The sequence below is a fragment of the Streptomyces sp. NPDC028928 genome, assembly GCF_055564915.1.
The window spans coordinates 42737-58373 of the sequence record NZ_JBVHVI010000025.1 but is presented as its reverse complement, the minus strand read 5'-3'; the positions used below and the strand labels follow the sequence as shown (position 1 = coordinate 58373).

Annotated in this window: 19 protein-coding genes; 6 read left to right on the top strand and 13 right to left on the bottom strand. The window is 69.4% G+C overall.

Translation table 11 applies throughout. From position 1 onward, the window contains the following. The first annotated feature begins 270 nt into the window (after window positions 1-270). Window positions 271-1074, top strand: coding sequence for a hypothetical protein (locus ACZ4U1_RS38775; RefSeq protein ID WP_467908876.1), 804 nt, complete (start codon window positions 271-273; stop codon window positions 1072-1074). Window positions 1075-1290: 216 nt separating this feature from the next. On the opposite strand, the gene ACZ4U1_RS38770 is transcribed toward ACZ4U1_RS38775, so the two are convergent. Then, window positions 1291-1461: a hypothetical protein gene (locus tag ACZ4U1_RS38770; protein WP_467908875.1), complete on the bottom strand. Its 171-nt coding sequence runs from the start codon at window positions 1459-1461 to the stop codon at window positions 1291-1293. A 274-nt stretch (window positions 1462-1735) separates the two neighbouring features. Between ACZ4U1_RS38770 and ACZ4U1_RS38765 the strand changes: the two genes are divergently transcribed. Then, on the top strand, window positions 1736-2779 hold the full coding sequence (locus ACZ4U1_RS38765) for a phosphotransferase (RefSeq protein ID WP_467908874.1): 1044 nt from the start codon (window positions 1736-1738) through the stop codon (window positions 2777-2779). Here the strand turns inward: ACZ4U1_RS38765 and ACZ4U1_RS38760 are convergent. The 11 genes from ACZ4U1_RS38760 to ACZ4U1_RS38710 all read right to left on the bottom strand — a co-directional run bounded on the left by ACZ4U1_RS38760 (window position 2749) and on the right by ACZ4U1_RS38710 (window position 10929). Next, the gene (locus ACZ4U1_RS38760) at window positions 2749-3810 is read right to left on the bottom strand and encodes a glycosyltransferase (RefSeq protein WP_467908873.1); all 1062 of its coding nucleotides are present in this window, start codon (window positions 3808-3810) and stop codon (window positions 2749-2751) included. The genes ACZ4U1_RS38765 and ACZ4U1_RS38760 overlap by 31 nt on opposite strands. 7 nt (window positions 3811-3817) lie before the next feature. Then, window positions 3818-4432 (bottom strand): hypothetical protein, encoded by a 615-nt coding sequence (locus ACZ4U1_RS38755; protein WP_467908871.1) that lies wholly within the window; start codon window positions 4430-4432, stop codon window positions 3818-3820. Continuing rightward, on the bottom strand, window positions 4429-5307 hold the full coding sequence (locus tag ACZ4U1_RS38750) for a PIG-L deacetylase family protein (RefSeq protein WP_467908870.1): 879 nt from the start codon (window positions 5305-5307) through the stop codon (window positions 4429-4431). The genes ACZ4U1_RS38755 and ACZ4U1_RS38750 overlap by 4 nt, the downstream gene beginning before the upstream one ends. A gap of 14 nt (window positions 5308-5321) precedes the next feature. Continuing rightward, window positions 5322-6053 carry a glycosyltransferase gene (locus ACZ4U1_RS38745; protein ID WP_467908869.1) on the bottom strand — a complete coding sequence of 244 codons (732 nt, stop codon included), beginning with the start codon at window positions 6051-6053 and terminating at the stop codon, window positions 5322-5324. Beyond that, window positions 6050-6931: a phosphotransferase family protein gene (locus ACZ4U1_RS38740; protein ID WP_467908868.1), complete on the bottom strand. Its 882-nt coding sequence runs from the start codon at window positions 6929-6931 to the stop codon at window positions 6050-6052. The genes ACZ4U1_RS38745 and ACZ4U1_RS38740 overlap by 4 nt, the downstream gene beginning before the upstream one ends. After that, window positions 6928-7815: a glycosyltransferase family 8 protein gene (locus ACZ4U1_RS38735; protein ID WP_467908867.1), complete on the bottom strand. Its 888-nt coding sequence runs from the start codon at window positions 7813-7815 to the stop codon at window positions 6928-6930. Before ACZ4U1_RS38735 ends, ACZ4U1_RS38740 begins: the two co-directional genes overlap by 4 nt. Window positions 7816-7919: 104 nt before the next feature. Further along, a complete protein-coding gene (locus ACZ4U1_RS38730) occupies window positions 7920-8123 on the bottom strand; it encodes a hypothetical protein (protein ID WP_201826416.1) in 204 nt (67 codons plus the stop codon). After that, window positions 8123-8329, bottom strand: a complete 207-nt coding sequence (locus ACZ4U1_RS38725) for a hypothetical protein (RefSeq protein WP_388327487.1) — start codon at window positions 8327-8329, stop codon at window positions 8123-8125. Before ACZ4U1_RS38725 ends, ACZ4U1_RS38730 begins: the two co-directional genes overlap by 1 nt. After that, on the bottom strand, window positions 8326-8769 hold the full coding sequence (locus ACZ4U1_RS38720) for a recombinase family protein (RefSeq protein ID WP_467908866.1): 444 nt from the start codon (window positions 8767-8769) through the stop codon (window positions 8326-8328). The genes ACZ4U1_RS38725 and ACZ4U1_RS38720 overlap by 4 nt, the downstream gene beginning before the upstream one ends. Window positions 8770-8957: 188 nt before the next feature. After that, on the bottom strand, window positions 8958-10160 hold the full coding sequence (locus ACZ4U1_RS38715; RefSeq protein ID WP_467908865.1) for a helix-turn-helix domain-containing protein: 1203 nt from the start codon (window positions 10158-10160) through the stop codon (window positions 8958-8960). 106 nt (window positions 10161-10266) lie between these two features. After that, a complete protein-coding gene (locus ACZ4U1_RS38710) occupies window positions 10267-10929 on the bottom strand; it encodes an HAD-IA family hydrolase (RefSeq protein WP_467908864.1) in 663 nt (220 codons plus the stop codon). Between the two features lie 234 nt (window positions 10930-11163). Between ACZ4U1_RS38710 and ACZ4U1_RS38705 the strand changes: the two genes are divergently transcribed. Beyond that, the gene (locus tag ACZ4U1_RS38705) at window positions 11164-11472 is read left to right on the top strand and encodes a hypothetical protein (RefSeq protein WP_467908863.1); all 309 of its coding nucleotides are present in this window, start codon (window positions 11164-11166) and stop codon (window positions 11470-11472) included. Between the two features lie 61 nt (window positions 11473-11533). Beyond that, a complete protein-coding gene (locus ACZ4U1_RS38700; protein ID WP_467908862.1) occupies window positions 11534-11719 on the top strand; it encodes a hypothetical protein in 186 nt (61 codons plus the stop codon). A 130-nt stretch (window positions 11720-11849) separates the two neighbouring features. On the opposite strand, the gene ACZ4U1_RS38695 is transcribed toward ACZ4U1_RS38700, so the two are convergent. Continuing rightward, on the bottom strand, window positions 11850-12908 hold the full coding sequence (locus ACZ4U1_RS38695) for a PucR family transcriptional regulator (protein WP_467908861.1): 1059 nt from the start codon (window positions 12906-12908) through the stop codon (window positions 11850-11852). 200 nt (window positions 12909-13108) lie between these two features. Between ACZ4U1_RS38695 and ACZ4U1_RS38690 the strand changes: the two genes are divergently transcribed. Together ACZ4U1_RS38690 and ACZ4U1_RS38685 are read left to right on the top strand one after the other, a co-directional pair. After that, window positions 13109-13516, top strand: coding sequence for a hypothetical protein (locus ACZ4U1_RS38690; RefSeq protein ID WP_467908860.1), 408 nt, complete (start codon window positions 13109-13111; stop codon window positions 13514-13516). A 71-nt stretch (window positions 13517-13587) separates the two neighbouring features. Then, window positions 13588-15621: an SPFH domain-containing protein gene (locus ACZ4U1_RS38685; RefSeq protein ID WP_467908859.1), complete on the top strand. Its 2034-nt coding sequence runs from the start codon at window positions 13588-13590 to the stop codon at window positions 15619-15621. Window positions 15622-15637: the final 16 nt, after the last annotated feature.

The window sequence follows — 15637 nt, the reverse complement described above, 5'->3', positions numbered from 1 at the left end:
TGAGTCGATCAGGAGGAAGGCGGGCAGGTCGCCGCACGGTTGGTAGGTAACGCAGCAGCGTGACGCGAAGCCCTCAAGCTGTTTACGCAGCGCGCGTGGAGGACTTTCGCAACGAGCAGCGGCGACGTCAGCCGCAGTTGGACCAGCCTACTGAGCAGGCCCCGCCTGCCAGTCCTCCAACCGCGGGACCAGGGAGGTAAGAGGCAGTGCAGCCAGGTCCACGGGACGGCCCATTCCGCCCACCCGCCATCGCCGGGATGATGTCTTGTCATGAAGGAACTGGTCATCGCCCTGGTGGCTGCGGTGTTCGGATTAGCCGGCACAGTCGTCGGTGCAGCTCTGTCAGCACGGGCGGCGAAGAAGGGCGCCCTGCTGAGTGCGCAAGCCACGTTGCAGCAAGTTCGCGATCAGGCCGCAGTCGATCAGGCCCATTGGCTGCGGCAACAGCGCCTTCAGGCGTACGAAGGATTCCTGGCAGCTTGGGACGAGTGCCTTCGCCTCATCGACTCCGTGGGTCTGCCGGGAGACGCCGGAGCGTCGGACGGCAACCCTCTTAAGGAGGCTGCTGGCCGCATGACAGAGCGCGCTCGGAGGATCGACATCCTGGGACCAGCTGAGGTGGCCCAGCAGGCGGAAGAGCTTGCCGACAGCATTCGGCGTGACGTGAAGTTAGCCACCAAGCTGAAGGAACTGACCATGTCAACGGTTCCGGAGGCGACCGAACGCATGACCACCGAGACAGCGCCAGCGATGGCAGCTGCGAGGGAGACCATGCAGGAGGCTTCAAGGCAGATGCAAGAGCTCGTGGCGCAGGCAAAGGAAAGCGGTCGACCGCTCCATGAGGACCCGAGGGCCGCAGAGATGCTGGAGAGCGCGGAACGGGCCCACGAACTCACCGAGGCCGCAATAGCTCGCGCGCATCAAGACGGTGACGGGTTTTCCGTGTTCCTTGACCAGGCGACTGCGATCGTGGCTGAGCTGAAGCACAACCAGGAAGCCCGTGCAGGCATTCGCGAGCGGTTCACGAGAGCTGCGAGGCACACGCTCGCTTCCGCAACGCCATCCGCTCCGTAACGAAAAGGTCTGCTGCGGGTGAGCTGGTGCCTCTCTGTTGTGCTGGGCTTACGAGCATGCCTCTACTGTGGCACCTGTCCGGCCACTCCTGCACGAGTTGCTATGGGCGTAGCCGACCGAATACCCATCCGCGTACGCGAGGACGGCCGCGAAACCAGCCTCGCTCTGTGTCGGTCCAGTCAGCGGTGTGCTGGCACCTCGGCGACCAGCCCTCGATCAGCTGCCGCTCTCCTCGCCGCCCAGGTGCTGCATCGCGTACACGTGCTCCTCCGGATGCCGCGCCAGCCGTGCCAGCCCCCATGCCGTGCGGGCGTCCATGCCTGGGCCGAACTCGGCCGCGAGGCGGCGTGCCTGCCACGTGGTTCGAGGTGCGAGCGCCCAGCGCACGAGTGAGAAACGTACGCGGCCGGGACTGGCCGGGGTCCCATCTGCTGGGTCGGTGCCGTTGTCCGGGGAGGAACCTGGGCCGCCCCATGTCGTGTCCGCCACCCGGCGAGTCTCGCGATGCAGTTGTCCTCGCCGGTGCTGGTCATCCCCATGATCACCGAAAGGAGTGGCCCAGGTTCGCTTCGTTGACGACGGGGACGGGCACCAGGACGAGTGGCAGGCGTCTGGGTGATCGTTGTGCCTGAATGGGGCGTGCTCGCGTATCGTCCGTAGAGTGATTGATGCCACCGTGCCGGCCCGAAGCGATATCGCCGAGAGCGTGCTCGGAGAATTGATCGATGCCTTCGGCCTCGGAGACGTTCGGGATCGACGCTACCTCGCTGACGGGTTGATGAACGCGAACTGGAGGCTGGACACCTCCGCCGGGAGGTTCGCTCTCAAGCGGGTCACGGATGTCTCGCTGGAACGGTTGCAGCGCAATCTCGGCGTGCTGGCCGCCCTCGGCGCCGATGGTGTCCCGGTGAGTGCCCCTGTCACCACCAGGTCGGGGTCGCTGGTGGCGCAGGCCGGCGGTGGCTCCTGGTGCCTGTTCCCCTGGGTGGCCGGCTCCCATGTCCGAGGTGTTGATCTCACCCTCTCCCAGGTCAGCGCACTGGGTGCGCACCTGGGACGCCTGCACGCGAGCCTGGGCAGGGCTTGCGGTCGGGGGCTGCTGCCCGGGGTGCCAGAGACGATCATCGCGGACGTCACGTCGCCGGAGCGGGCGGTGGAGAAGGCCGAGCGGTTGTCCGCGGCCGTACGCGACAAGGGCACAGGCAGCGACTTCGACAAGGAAGTCGCTGCTGCCTTGGACCACCGGCGGGCCCTCGTCCTGAAGTACGCCGGTCATCGTCCGCGATCCGCGACGCCTGAGGGTGACCACGGGTGGACGCATGGCGACGTGCAGTACCGAAATCTGCTCTGGGAAGGCGGGCAACTTGCCGCCATCCTGGACTGGGACCGGATCGCGGTGCGCCCGTACGCGGAAGAGGTCGTACGGACAGCTCAGGTGCAGTTCGGAGTGGGCGGGGTGTTCGACCTCGCGCGGGTGTCCGCGTTCGTCGAGGGATATCGATCCGTGGTGCCTCTGGAGCCGTCTGCGCTGGTGGACGGTGCTCGCCGACTGTGGTGGAAGCGGATGACGGACTTCTGGCAGCTGGAGTTCCACTACGACCGCGGTGACTTCTCCTTCGACGACCTGTTTACCGCGGACGAGGCGTTGCTGCACTGGTGGACGGACCGGGTGGATCAGGTCGAGGACGCGTTCGCGGCAGGGTAGATCCCGAGGCCTTCGAGGTCCGGCAGGCGGGGGCTGGTGAAGGCCGTCGCTCGTTGCCGAGCCTGCTCCCCCAGGGTGTGGTGGTCGGCGGCGCGGATGGCGTCCGCCCACTCTTCCGCGCCGGCCTCGGCGGAGAGCACGATCCCCGCGTTGCCTATGGCTTCGGGGATGCCGCCGCGGGCGGTGCCGATGCTTGGGGTCCCGTGCAGCGCTGCTTCGATGATCACGCGGGGGAAGGCGTCCTCCACCGTGGACGGCACGAGCAGGAGGCGGTGGCTGCGGTAAAGGGGACTCATGTCGTAGACCCGCGGCACGTACCTCACGTTGGGGTAGCCGGCGAACTCCGCGGCGGTGTTCCACCAGCCTTCCACCAGAGTGAAGCGCTCTTCGGGCATGCGGCGGATGAGCTGGTGCAGGAGGTCGGCGCCTTTCGCCGGGATCGGGTTGACCATGAGCACCGGCCTGGTCCGCTCGCGGCGGTCCTGCCCCGGCCTCGGAGGCGTGAAGGGCGGGTATAGGACAGACAGTCGGCTGCCGTCGGTCCGGGGCGCACGTCGGAGAACGAACTCGGAGACGGCCAGTCCATGGTGCGGACGGCCGTCGAGCACGCCCAGTCCCGTCCTGGACACCGAGTGCAGGATGCCTGCGACGAGGGCCGTGAGCCGGGCTCGGGCGGCGATGTCGGCCGCGCCTTCCTGTGAGGTGAACACCACGTCCGGCCGCACCCGGGACAGCATGCACCGCAGGATCGTCGTGATCCTTTGCTGCGGTACGGCGATGCAGTCCACTCCGTTCCACCTGTAGCGCAGGCCCTCCTGGGTCGCCTCATACGCGGTGTTGTTCGCGTCGAGGTAGGTCTGCATGTGGGCGATCTGGGGGGTCTGGTCCCAGGGTGCTTGGTGGGAGCCGAGGTAGACGGTGCGCCATCCGGCTGCTGCGAGTTCTTCGGCGAGGAGTTGCTGGGTGACCTCGGCTCCGCCGATGAGGAACGGTGGTGGGGTGCGTCGCCAGGCGAAGAGGGCTGTGGGCATGGGCCGGTCACCTGGTCCAGTACGTGATGAGGGCTTCCACCGCGTGCGCGACCGCGTCCGAGTTGGTGTCGGCGGGGATGACGGTCACTTCCCTCGACACCGGTGGCTGCGCTGCGGATACGAAGTAGTCCCGCGTGTGGGTGAGGAACGCCGGCTCGTGAAGGAAGTACTCGGACTCGGCCGCCGCGTGCCCGGCCGCCTTGCGGCGCAGGGCCAGTTCTTCGGCCGGCACATCAAGGTAGAGGGTGTGGTGGGGGCGCAGGAACGGTAGTTCCTGGAGGCGGTCGCGCAGGCGGTGGTGGTTGTCGTAGTCGAACAGGGCGTCGAGCGCGTGGGCGTGGGCCAGGAGGGTGTCCACCGAACGGTCCAGGAGGACGACGGGCTTGGCGCTGACGAGTGCCTTGCGCACGCGAGTGCCTTCGATGCCCATGAATGTCTCGAATGCGGCGAGCTGTTCGGCTGCGGATGCGGTGCGGGCGGGCGGGATGTCGGTGCGGCGGTCGATGTGCTGGACGTAGCAGTCCGAGACGAAGGCCCGCTGTTCGATGCCGCGCGTGCGCAGGTGGCGAATAGCCGTCGACTTCCCGGCATACGAGGGCCCTTCGAGCGCGATGATCTTCACAGCGACTCCGTCCGGTAGAAGCGTTCCCCGAAGGCTCCCGTACCGCTCAGGAGGTCGGCCGCTGTGGTCCAGGCGTGCCGGATCGGTCGGTACATCTTCCGTGCGGGGTGCATCTGCGAGCCGTGCATGTACAGCACCGTGACCTTGTCGAGCACGACGTCGGTGATGTCGACCAGCTCGGGTACGAGGGCGTGGCCGGTACGCGCTCGGAAGAGTTGCTGGTCGCAGCCGGCCAGTGCGTAGGTGGCCCAGAACGCGAGGTCTTCCCAGAACCAGCGACATTGGAGTCGTACGGCTGCCGCGTGCACGAGGAGATGGTCGGGGTGGCGGGTGACGGCAGCCGGGGCGAGGAGTTCGGCGTCGGGGTGGGCTTCGACGATCTCGCGGAGCTCGTCCGTGATCCGGTCCAGGCGGTGCTGATCGAAGGGGCGGTACGGGGGCTGGGCGTCCTTGTGGCCGAGGAGGATCCGGTCGGCGACCAAGGGTGCCAGGGCTGCCGCGCCTTCCCGGCTGCGCAGGTCGGATACGACGGTCTCGGTGCCGTAGGTGTCCTCCAGGGCCGGGTGGACGCTGGTGGAGCGGGTGAACACCGTGGCCACGGTGAGCGGCCGGGGATGGGCGAGGAAGGTGCCGGAGGCGGACAGGGCGAAGTCGTCGTGGTGCGGTTCGATGGCGAGCACCGGGCGGCCGGCCGGGCGCCGCATCTCGATGAAGTAGCGGTGCCCGCTGTGCGGCGCCCTGAGCTCGATGATCTGACGGTCGTGCGCGCGGTGGCGTTCGGACAGGTGCTCGGTCCACTGCTGGTGGGCGTGCATGAGGTCGTCGGGGAAGGTGTAGATCCCTTCCGCATCCGGTACGGGCAGCGTCACGGTCATGGCGGGCTCCGGGGTCATCGGACGGTGGTCTGGTACCAGTGGCGCCACATGCGTGGGGAGTTGAGCCGCAGCCGGGCGGTGACGGGGTTCTGCCACCACAGCATCCGGAGGCTGGACCACTGGTCGTAGCGGCGGGTGGACGGGCGTACGCGCAGCTCGTCGAGGATCACGACAGGTGCGTTCTTGCTGCGGCCGTGTGCCGTGAGGCGGTGGAAGAACTCGACGTCCTCGCTCATGAACAGGTCGTCGCGGTATCCACCGACCGCGTGGAAGGCCGCTGCGGTGGCGAACTGGGCGACGCCCTGTGCGCCGCCGTGGTTGGTGCGGTAGTGGTCCCAGTAGGCGCAGAGCAGTCGTGCGCCGAGCCGCTTGGGTGTGTAGAGGGGCGGGATGGCACCGCCGGCGGCGCCGTTGTCCATGGCGGTGACCGCGGCGGTGATCGCCTCCATGGGCAGGGCGACGTCGGCGTCCGTGAAGAACAGCCTGCTTCCTTCGGCGGCAGCCGCGCCGGTGTTGCGTACTCGGCCGATGTTGCGGACGGTCTCGCTGATCACTCGGACGCCGAAGGAGGCGGCCATGTCGGCGGTGGCGTCGGTGGAGGCGTTGTCCACCACGATTACCTCTCCCTTCTCACCCGTTGTCTGCTGCCACCGTTCGAGGGAGGCGAGGACGGTGGGGAGGTAACGGGGCAGGTATGCCGCTTCGTTGTGGGCTGGGATGACCACGGTCAGTCCGGGGCTGGTCATCGGGCTGTCCTTTCGCTTCGGGCCGTGCGGAAGAGGTGGGGTGTCTGGCGGGCCAGGTCGGCCAGGCGCTCCGACCACAGGGAGCGGCTTGTACCGGGCGAGGCATGGACCCAGCAGCGGATGGTGTGAATGACGACCCAGGCCGACAGCCGTGAGTCGTCCAGGGGGTGCCGGTAGGCGTCGAGCAGCGTGCGGCGGTCCCACGGTGTGTGGGTCGCGGTCATGACGAGGGCGTGGGCGACGTCTGCCTCCCGCCGGCCGGGCGCGGCATCGGTGAAGTCGACCAGGTAGCGCGTGCCGTGCGTGCCGGAGAGGACGACGTTGTCAAAGTGGATGTCGCCGTGGCACCACACGCTGGGTGCTCTGTCAGGCGTGTCGGCGATGACGGCGAGAGCGGGGCCGATCCGGTTCAGCAGGTCGGGTGGGCAGTGGCGGGCCAGGGAGGAGACCGACTCGAAGAACGGGCGACGGGGAACTGCATGCTCGACCGGTGCTCGGTGCAGGCGTGCGAGGAGGCCGCCGAGGTCCTTGAGGGCTCGGACATGCGGAATGCGGCCGGAGCGAACGGCGGCACCCAGCGTGAGACCGCCGAGGTCACAGGTGATGAGCGCGGTGGCCCCCTCGCTGGAGATGGTGCCGCTGCCGAGCACCTGGGGCACAGGCACAGCGCCGCCGGCCGCGCGGATGGCGGCGGCCTCGGTCAGCGCGTTGCGACGGGCGGTGTGGTCGTACAGCTTGACGACCACGCCTCGGCCGTCGCGGAGGTCGGCCCGGAACACGGCCGTCCGCGAGCCTGTCGACAGGCGCTCCGCAGTCCGGGCGGGTGTTCCGAGCAGGGTGCTGCATGCGCGGGAGACCATCGCGGGCGGCGTGGTCATCGAAGCCCCACCGGCTCGGGATGGGCAGCGCCCAGCGCGCGGACGTGTCGCAGGGTCCGCCTCAGAAGAGTGCGGTACTCCCGCACGTCCTCCGTACCGGGACACGCCGCGTGCCAGGGCTTCTCCGGGCCCACGAAGTGGATCAGGCGAGCGGCCGGGTCCGGCCGTAGGGGTCGGGTGACGACGCGGCGCACCCAGTTGCCGCGTTCGAGGTACCGGCCCACCTCGAACCGGTTGTAAGCGGCGTCGACCGCCCGCACGCGGCCGGCGTGGAGGAGCCACAGGTTCAGGGCGTCCTGGTCGTTGTGGAGGATGTGCTGCCGGTGTCTGGCCAGGGCCTGCTCGACACCGTGGCGGATACGTGGCAGATCGGCGGTGTGAGCCCACAGGAGACCGGCGTTGTAGTAGGGGCGGTCCCTCAGACGCGGCCAGCGTTCCGCGGCGCCCGGTAGGGCCGGGCAGCGGCCGACTGCCGGGTTGAACTCGTCGCGTACGGCGCCGACCTCGCCGGGGCGGAGAGCGTCGAGCGGGGCGGTCAGGTCGCCGCGGACCAGGACGTCGGCGTCCACGTAGATCAGGTACGGGCGGCGGACGAACTCAGGAGCGAACTCGAAGCGCAGATAGGTGGTGACCGTGATGTACGAGGTGTCCGCCATCCGCGCGGAGCGCAGCGGGGAGCGGCGGGCCAGGGCAAAGGAGCCGAAGCCGACCCGTTTGGCGAGGTGGGCCAGGAGCTGCACCTGGGGCGCTCCGAGGTCGAAGGTGAGGAAGCGCAGCGCTGCCGCCTTGCGGGCGCGGGGGCTGAGGCTGTCCGCCAGGGAAGTGATCGTGGCGAGGCCGGGGGTGAGGTAGTGCCGGTCGATGCAGATGCCGAATGCGTACACGGCGGGTCCGCCTTCCGGGCGTGGTCTGGGGAAGTGATCTGGTGATGAGCTGTGAGCCGTCAGCGCCCGACCAGCGGCTGAGCTGGCAGCGAAGCGCAGGGGGGCTAGAACGCGCGGTCGGCCTCGTCCGGGCTGGCGTCCGGTTGGCTGACCGTCGGCCGCTGGCTGGTGGCGAGGTCCTGATGGTCGTTGGTAATCAGCGTGCCGAGCGTGACTGCGGCAGCGAGGTGGCCGGTGAACCACACGCCGACGCAGAACCGCTCGACGGAATCAACGGCCCCGCCACGGGGCTTGTGGCGGCTGCGCATCAGGTGGTCTTCTCTCGGCTCAGGCGGTCTGCGCGCGTCTCGATGACGTCGAGGGTGCCGGGCTCGTCCGTCTCCCACTCAGTCGTGGGGCTGCCCGACTCCGGACGCAGGACCCAGTCGGTGCCCTGCCTGATGTCGGTGACGATGGCATGACGTCCGTTTGCGTCCTCGACCAGGTCACCGACCTCCGCCCGTGCCCGGGTCACGAGGCGGCTCCCGGCACGAGGTCGCCCCACAGCCACCAGCCCGAGGAGGCTTCGAGGAGGATGCGGCGGCGTTCGTGCTGCGCCGGCGTCTGGCGGGCCGGCGGTGACGTCGCCTCGGCGAGGAAGCCGCCCCGGCCACGGATGAGGACGCCGAGCGCAGCGAACTGACCGGCATCTTCGGCGAGGTGGGTGATTCCGGCGACGACGATGCCGCGGATCAGACCGGAGGACAGTGCGCTCGTGACGGCCGCCCAAGCCGGGCGGGCGTCCAAGGGCGTGCTCGGGTCGTCATCGGACCAGGTGCCGGCCACATGCCAGTGCCGGGCGTCAGCGTAATGGCGTGCACGCCGCTCGGCCTCGCGGATAGCGGCCGACTCGGCCGCACAGGAGTAGACGGCGACCGGCACGTGCCCGATGCCGCCGGATGGGGATTTCGGCATGCGCTCAGCGTGCTGTCGTTCCTGTGCGCGGGACAGGCACGGCTCGTGGCGGCGCCAGCAAGTCGTGTGGCGCTGGGCTGCCATGTTCCGTGCTGCTGCGCTGTCGTCCTGCGGCAGGACTGCCATGGAGCGTGGCAGTGGGCCTGATGGCGGCTTCCGGGGCTGATACGGGACGTGGCGGCGGGCAGTCAGCGGACGGCGAGGGGCACACCGGCTGCGTGGGCGAGCCCGCGGAGCCGCGCGACGGACACGCCGGCGAGGCGAGAAATGATCACTCCGGGCAGCATTTGGTGCCGTACCCACCCCGGCGCCATGCCGCAGACCTTTTCCAGGGTGTCGGCAGCCTGATCCCACCGACGGCACTCCACGTGTGTCAACGCCACGTCCAGGCCGTACCTGGCCCGAGTGGCGAGGGGCACCGTGTCGTCCAGCCGGATCGTGTCCATGAGCCGGAGCGCACCGCCGGTGTCGCCGAGGGCGACGGCGATACTCATCGCCTGCGTGGCGGCGTAGAGCGGCCCGAATGGTTGGGCATGCCGACCCCGAGGATGCTCCGCCCCGAGGCGGGCGCCGACTGCGTGCGCCTGCGAGAGGTACTCCCGCGCGGTGTCCGGCGCGGCGCCACCCCGGGACGCGGCCACGGCAGCGTTCGTGACGAGCTGCCCGTACACCGACAGCCGGTCCGGATCGTGCTCGGACATCTTCGGCTCGATCCGGTCGGCCTGGGCCGCGGCGAGCGCGAAGCCCTGCGCGGTCCGCCCATCGCGGAGATTCACCCACGCTGTGGTAGCGGCCAGGTGGGCATCCCGCAGATCGTCGCCGGCCTGGACGGCGATCTGCCGACCGTAGGTGAGCGCCGCATAGGCCAGGTCCCGTGAACCCCACACGTTCGCGGCCATACCGGCAGTCTGGAAGACATCAGCCAGGACGCCGGCCGCGGCCTCCCGCTCGTCGGTGTCCGCCGCGTCGTATCGGGCCCGGGCTTCGGGCAGCAAGGCGCCTAGAAGCGCACCGAGTTCGGTGTAGCGGCCCGCCCAGTAGGCCGCGTCAGCGCGCCGAACGACACCACGGAGTTCTTCGACGGTGCCCGGCTCGGTGCCGGTGGGGATGCCGATGGCGGCATCGTGCGTGACTGCGGACAGCATGCGCAGCGCTGCCCGCTCGTCGCGGTCCATGGAGCGGCGGGGCGCTTGCTGGCCGAGGAGCACGGCGATGTCAGTCCCGAGTGCGGAGGCGATGGACAGAAGCGAAGGAAGGGAAGCGGTGCCGCCGCGTTCCAGCTTCCGCACGACACCCACGGAGACGTTGGCTGCTTCCGCCAACTGCTCCTGCGTCATGGCACCGCGCAGCGTCTTGAGCCGTTCAGCGGTGCTGTACTCGGACCACTGCATGGCAGCAACTCCTCCCCGACCGGCCAGGCACGGACCGTACCCACTGCTTTACGACCGGCAACACCCATGGGCACCGTCGGCACAGTGAGTTGGCTGGAAGTCGCCGCTAGACGGAAAGCGCGGCGCTCACTCCGAGCAATGCCTCAAGCTTGGCCACCGTTGCGGCTTCATCCGCCGCGAGGACGGTCGTGATGCCCAGGGCCTCGGCCGGTGGCAGATTCCGAGGGTGGTCATCGACGAACACGCACGCCTGAGCAGGAAGCCCGAGACGCTCCAACGTCAGCTCATAGATGGCAGGGTCGGGCTTTGCGATGCGGACCTGCTCGGAGATGACGTGCACATCGAATAGGTCCCAAATTCCTGCTTGTTCGTACGGGTTGAAGGGATCCGTGCCGAAGCTGTTCGACAGGAGGGCGAGACGGTACCCCGCGCCCTTGGCAGCTCGGGCGAGCGCGGCCATGCGCCGAGCCGGGGGCACCGCGGCCCAGGCGCGTCCCATCAGGTTGTCCGGCGCGACATGCGCACCGAGAAGGGCTGCGGTGCGCTTGTTCCACTCTTCCTGGCCGATCTCACCGATCTCCAGTGCCGTGTAAAGCCGTCGGCCTTCAGGGTCGTCGTTGAGGGTGGCGCGCCACGCTTCTGGGGGAAGCCCTTCCGACTCGCACCAGGCGCGGTGCACGGCGAGCGGATTGGCAGTCAGCACCCCGGCGAAGTCCAGGATGAGCCCTTGCTTGGCTTGACGGTCCGCGGTCTCGTCGGGCTGCGGCATGCTGCGTGCTCCCTCTCACTCGGCCTCAAGAAGACGCTACAGCGCGCCGGGAGTACGGATGCCGTCCAAGCCGCGGGGTCCTGTGCGACGCACGGCCCTTCTTTCGCGTGGTGTGCAGAAAAGCGCATTCAGAATTGCCGGAGTCCGGCATGGGGCGCCGCGGCTGCGTGGTCGTATGGTCGGCCCTGCACGGGGACCCGCGCCGTGCGGGGGAACCAGGAGAGGGATGGCTTCATGCACGGGAACCCGCTGTACCACTGGGTCGCTCTCGCGGTCTCCAGCGTGCTCCTGCTGCCGCCGGCGATCGCGATGCTGAGCGGATGGGTTCCGCCGTGGATGCGCGAGCGCAGCGGCGGTCTGCGATTGCGTGCTTGCGGTCTGCTGTTCCTCTACGGAGCTGCTCTGGCCAACGGCCTGCCGCGTCTGGTCAACGCCTCATATGACACGATTACGGTCGGCATTGCCTTCGGCGTCGGATTCTCCGTGCTCGCGGGCCTCTTGTTCCTCCTGGCCGGCGGTGGGGGCGCCCGCGCTCACAGGTGAGCATCCGGCGTGCCGAGCTCCGTACACGTCTGGTCTGTCGTCGCCCCGGAGGTGTGTGGAAATGCCCGATGAGCCACATCCGGTGTCGGCTCGGCGTAGCGGCGTCGTTCTGATGGTCGTGGGCGGACTGCTGGCCGCGGCAGGGGCCGTCCTCTACGTCTTGCCCGGCCCCGGTGCCCCGATTCTGTTTCTCGGCGCGGTCGTGCTGGCCACCGGGGTGATCACGCTCGCCTGTGCGCGATCGTGACTGACCCGGGGTCCCTGTTTCGCTCGCTCACCCACGGCTCGCCGATTGGCAGCCGCCGCTTGTGACGCTGTCGTGCCGGTCCCGGCAATGGCGGACATCGTCGCCGGCCGCCACGCGGCGTGGCGTTTCCTCACAGATCCTTGTCGGGCCAGTCCAGGAGGCGAGCGCCGATGACCGCTGTCTGGAGCATGTAGCGGTGGCCCGGATCGGCGGGGTTGGCGCCGGTGAGCTGGTGGATGCGCTCCAGGCGGTAGGTCATCGCCCGCACGCTCAACGACAGCCGGCGGGCTGCCTCCGCGGCGACGCAGCCGCTGTCGAAGTAGGCCGTCAGCGTGTCCAGCAGGGGCCCGGCGCCCCCTCGCGCGGTGGTCAGGGGACCGAGCGTGTTGAGCACCAGATCGGCCATGGCCTGGCGGTCCCTGGTCAGGACGGGGTAGACGAGCAGGTCGGTGGCGTGCAGGACCGGGTCGTCGAGGCCGAGGCGCTCGGCCAGCTCCAGGGCGTTCAGGGCCTCCTCGTACGACTGGACGACGCCGCCAGGGCCGGGCTGCGGCCGGCCGATGGCGACCCTGCCGCCGTCGGTCGCGGCGTGCGCCTGCTTGGCGAAGTAGGGCAGCACCTGATCCTCGTGGCCGGGAGCGATGCACAGCAGCCGGCCGTCCTTGGTGGTGAGCAGCACGTTGCGGTTGCCGAAGCGGGCAAGCAGGGCGTGCTCGACCTGCCGGGGCACGACGCCGCCCTCGCTGTAGGCGGCCGGTCCCTCGGCGACGGCCACGGCGTGCGCGTGGGACAGCCGCAGTCCGAAGCGTTCGGCGCGTTCGGCGAGGCGGCCGAGGTCGCTGCGGCCGTAGAGGAGGTCGTCGATGAACTCCCGGCGTGCTGCCTCCTCCTGGCGCACGGCCTGACGCTGGGCCCGTTCGAACCCCTCCGCAAAGGCGTCTATCGCCTGCTGTACGGCCGCCAGAGCGCTGTCCGCCGAGCCGGGGGGCTGCGGCCAGGCGGCGCGGGTCGCGGAAAGGTGAGCGCTGATGAGGGCACGCAGGCCGTGTCCGGCGTCGGCGGCCTGTTCGCCCAGCGCGCGCCGGGACTCGATCTCCTCGCGGGTGAGCCGTCGTCCGGTGGCCGAGACCTCGGTCAGGATGCGTGTGTAGCCGTCGAGGTAGCGCTCCGGCTTGTCCCGTTCCGTCAACCCGGCCCCCCGAACTTTGATGCCTCGGTGACGGGTTCTTAGCGGTCACCGGCATACAGACCCTAATGAACACTGCCGGGCACCGGCAATGCGGGGGCCGGCGTCGGTCGGGCAGCATGAGCGCGGGGGAGCCCCGGCCGTCCGGCTGTGCGGCGCCCTGGTGTGCCATACAGGCGGACGGACCGGAAGGGGGCCGAAGGATGCGGATGTTCGTGGAGGCCGCCACCGGCCTTCCCGGGATGCTGGTGACCGCCGCCCTCTTGGTCGTTGTGTGCTTCTGGCTGCTGGTCGCCGTCGGCGTCGCGTCGGTGGGCAGCTTCGACGCGGACGCCGATCTCAGGTCCTGGGGGATGGGCGGTGTACCGGTCGCCGTTGCGCTGTCCCTGCTGACGGTGCTCGCCTGCCTCCTCGGCGTCGGCTCGGCCGCGCTGCTGGGCGTCCTCGCGCCCTCCGGGACCATGTCGGCAGTCCTGCGCCCGCTCGCGCAGGTCGCGGGGTGGTTCGGGGCCTGGCGTCTGACATGCCGGTTCGTCCGGCCGCTGCACCGTCTGTTCCCCGATGAACCCGGACCCGCCGCCGGGCCCAGGGCGCGCGGTAGCGCCGGCTGAGCCACTCCTGCCGCCCCGCAGGGGCGTGGTCTTCCCTCACTCACCTTCCTTACGCCTCAAGGACGTATGCCATGTCTGTCATCGGCGTGCTCACCGCCGCCTTCCTGTTGCTCCTCGTCGCCGTGCTGTTCGTCGTCTCCCGGCTGTTCCGCAAGGTGGAGCAGGGCAAGGCGCTGATCGTCTCCAAGATGCGCAAGGTCGATGTGACCTTCACCGGTCAGGTCGTGCTGCCGGTGCTGCACAAGGCCGAGGTGATGGACATCTCGGTGAAGACCATCGAGATCACCCGGGCCGGCAAGGAAGGGCTGATCTGCAAGGACAACATCCGCGCCGATATCCGGATCTCGTTCTTCGTCAAGGTCAACAAGACCGTCGAGGACGTCATCAAGGTGGCCCAGGCCGTCGGCACCCAGCGGGCCAGCGACCAGCGGACCCTGCAGGAGCTGTTCCACGCTAAGTTCTCCGAGGCGCTGAAGACCGTCGGCAAGCAGATGGACTTCACGGACCTCTACACCCAGCGTGAGGAACTCCGCTACAAGATTATCGAGTTGATCGGTGTCGACCTCAACGGCTACCACCTGGAGGACGCGGCGATCGACTATCTGGAGCAGACGCCGCTCACCCAGCTGGACCCGGCCAATGTCCTGGACGCCCAGGGCATCCGGAAGATCACCGAGCTGACGGCGATCGAGCACGTGCGCACCAACGAGTTCCAGCGCACCGAGGAGAAGGAGATCACCCGGCAGAACGTCGACGCCCGCGAAGCGATCCTGGAGCTGGAGCGCCGGCAGGCGGATGCCGAGATCAAGCAGCGGCGGGAGATCGAGACCTCCCGGGCCCGTGAGGAGGCCGAGACCGCGCGGGTGGTGGAGGAGGAGCGGCTGCGCGCCCAGTCCGCCTTCCTGCGCACGGAGGAGCAGCTCGGCGTGCAGCGGGAGAACCAGGCCCGTGAGGTTGCCGTCGCCGCGAAGAACCGCGAGCGGGTCATCGCCGTCGAGAACGAGCGGATCGAGAAGGACCGGCAGCTGGAGGCCATCGCGCGGGAGCGGGAGACACAACTGACGAAGATCGCCGCCGAGAAGGAGGTCGAGGCGGAGAAGCGGGAGATCGCCGAGGTCATCCGCGAGCGGGTTGCCGTGGACCGCACGGTCGCCGAGCAGGAGGAGGCCATCAAGAAGCTGCGCGCGGTCGAGGAGGCCGAGCGGCAGCGGCAGGCCGTGGTCATCGCCGCGGAGGCCGAGGCGCAGGAGAAGCTCGTCAAGGACATCAAGGCCGCGGAGGCCGCCGAGCAGGCCGCCGTACACCGCGCCGCTGAGGAACTTACTCTCGCCGAAGCCCGGTTGAAGAGCGCCGACCTCGATGCGCAGGCCAAGCTGCGGCTCGCCGAGGGCGTCCAGGCGGAGTCCGCCGCCGAGGGGCTGGCCGCCGTGCGGGTCCGCGACAAGGAGGCCGAGGTCATCGAGAAGGCCGGCCGCGCCGAGGCCGAGGCAACCCAGGCGCGCCTGCGGGCCGAAGCCGAGGGCGTGCGAGCGAAGGCCCTCGCCGAGGCGGAGGCCATCGGGGAGAAGCTCAAGGCGGAGGCCGCCGGTCTCACCGAGAAGGCCGCTGCCATGGCCGCCCTGGACGAGGCGTCCCGCGGGCACGAGGAGTACCGGCTGCGGATCCAGGCGGAGAAGGACATCCGGCTGGCTTCCCTGGAAACGCAGCGGCAGATCGCCGAGGCGCAGGCCACGGTGCTGGCCACCGGTCTGGAGAACGCCGACATCGACATCGTCGGCGGCGAGTCGGTCTTCTTCGACAAGCTGGTCGGGGCGATCGCGCTCGGCAAGGGCGTGGACGGCTTCGTCCAGCACTCCGAGACCGCGCAGGCGCTGGCGGGGCCCTGGCTGGACGGCACGTCGAGCTTCACCGATGACCTCGGCCGGATCCTCGGCTCGGTCTCCACGGCCGACGTGCAGAACCTGACCGTGTCCGCCGTGCTGATGAAGCTGATGAACAGCGGCGGCCCGAACGCCGGGCAGCTGAAGCAACTGCTGGACAAGGCGGGCGAGCTGGGCCTCGCCGACACCCCGCTCACCGCGCTCAACGGCACGGCCCGAGCCTGATGACCCGTGGTGCCGG

What these genes read in the sequence shown, in the direction of transcription:
- ACZ4U1_RS38775 (WP_467908876.1), top strand. Translation starts at nt 271, where the DNA reads ATGAAGGAACTGGTCATCGCCCTGGTGGCTGCGGTGTTCGGATTAGCC.
- ACZ4U1_RS38760 (WP_467908873.1), bottom strand. Translation starts at nt 3,810, where the DNA reads ATGCCCACAGCCCTCTTCGCCTGGCGACGCACCCCACCACCGTTCCTC.
- ACZ4U1_RS38750 (WP_467908870.1), bottom strand. Translation starts at nt 5,307, where the DNA reads ATGACCGTGACGCTGCCCGTACCGGATGCGGAAGGGATCTACACCTTC.
- ACZ4U1_RS38745 (WP_467908869.1), bottom strand. Translation starts at nt 6,053, where the DNA reads ATGACCAGCCCCGGACTGACCGTGGTCATCCCAGCCCACAACGAAGCG.
- ACZ4U1_RS38740 (WP_467908868.1), bottom strand. Translation starts at nt 6,931, where the DNA reads ATGACCACGCCGCCCGCGATGGTCTCCCGCGCATGCAGCACCCTGCTC.
- ACZ4U1_RS38730 (WP_201826416.1), bottom strand. Translation starts at nt 8,123, where the DNA reads ATGCGCAGCCGCCACAAGCCCCGTGGCGGGGCCGTTGATTCCGTCGAG.
- ACZ4U1_RS38720 (WP_467908866.1), bottom strand. Translation starts at nt 8,769, where the DNA reads ATGCCGAAATCCCCATCCGGCGGCATCGGGCACGTGCCGGTCGCCGTC.
- ACZ4U1_RS38715 (WP_467908865.1), bottom strand. Translation starts at nt 10,160, where the DNA reads ATGCAGTGGTCCGAGTACAGCACCGCTGAACGGCTCAAGACGCTGCGC.
- ACZ4U1_RS38710 (WP_467908864.1), bottom strand. Translation starts at nt 10,929, where the DNA reads ATGCCGCAGCCCGACGAGACCGCGGACCGTCAAGCCAAGCAAGGGCTC.
- ACZ4U1_RS38705 (WP_467908863.1), top strand. Translation starts at nt 11,164, where the DNA reads ATGCACGGGAACCCGCTGTACCACTGGGTCGCTCTCGCGGTCTCCAGC.
- ACZ4U1_RS38700 (WP_467908862.1), top strand. Translation starts at nt 11,534, where the DNA reads ATGCCCGATGAGCCACATCCGGTGTCGGCTCGGCGTAGCGGCGTCGTT.
- ACZ4U1_RS38690 (WP_467908860.1), top strand. Translation starts at nt 13,109, where the DNA reads ATGCGGATGTTCGTGGAGGCCGCCACCGGCCTTCCCGGGATGCTGGTG.
- ACZ4U1_RS38685 (WP_467908859.1), top strand. Translation starts at nt 13,588, where the DNA reads ATGTCTGTCATCGGCGTGCTCACCGCCGCCTTCCTGTTGCTCCTCGTC.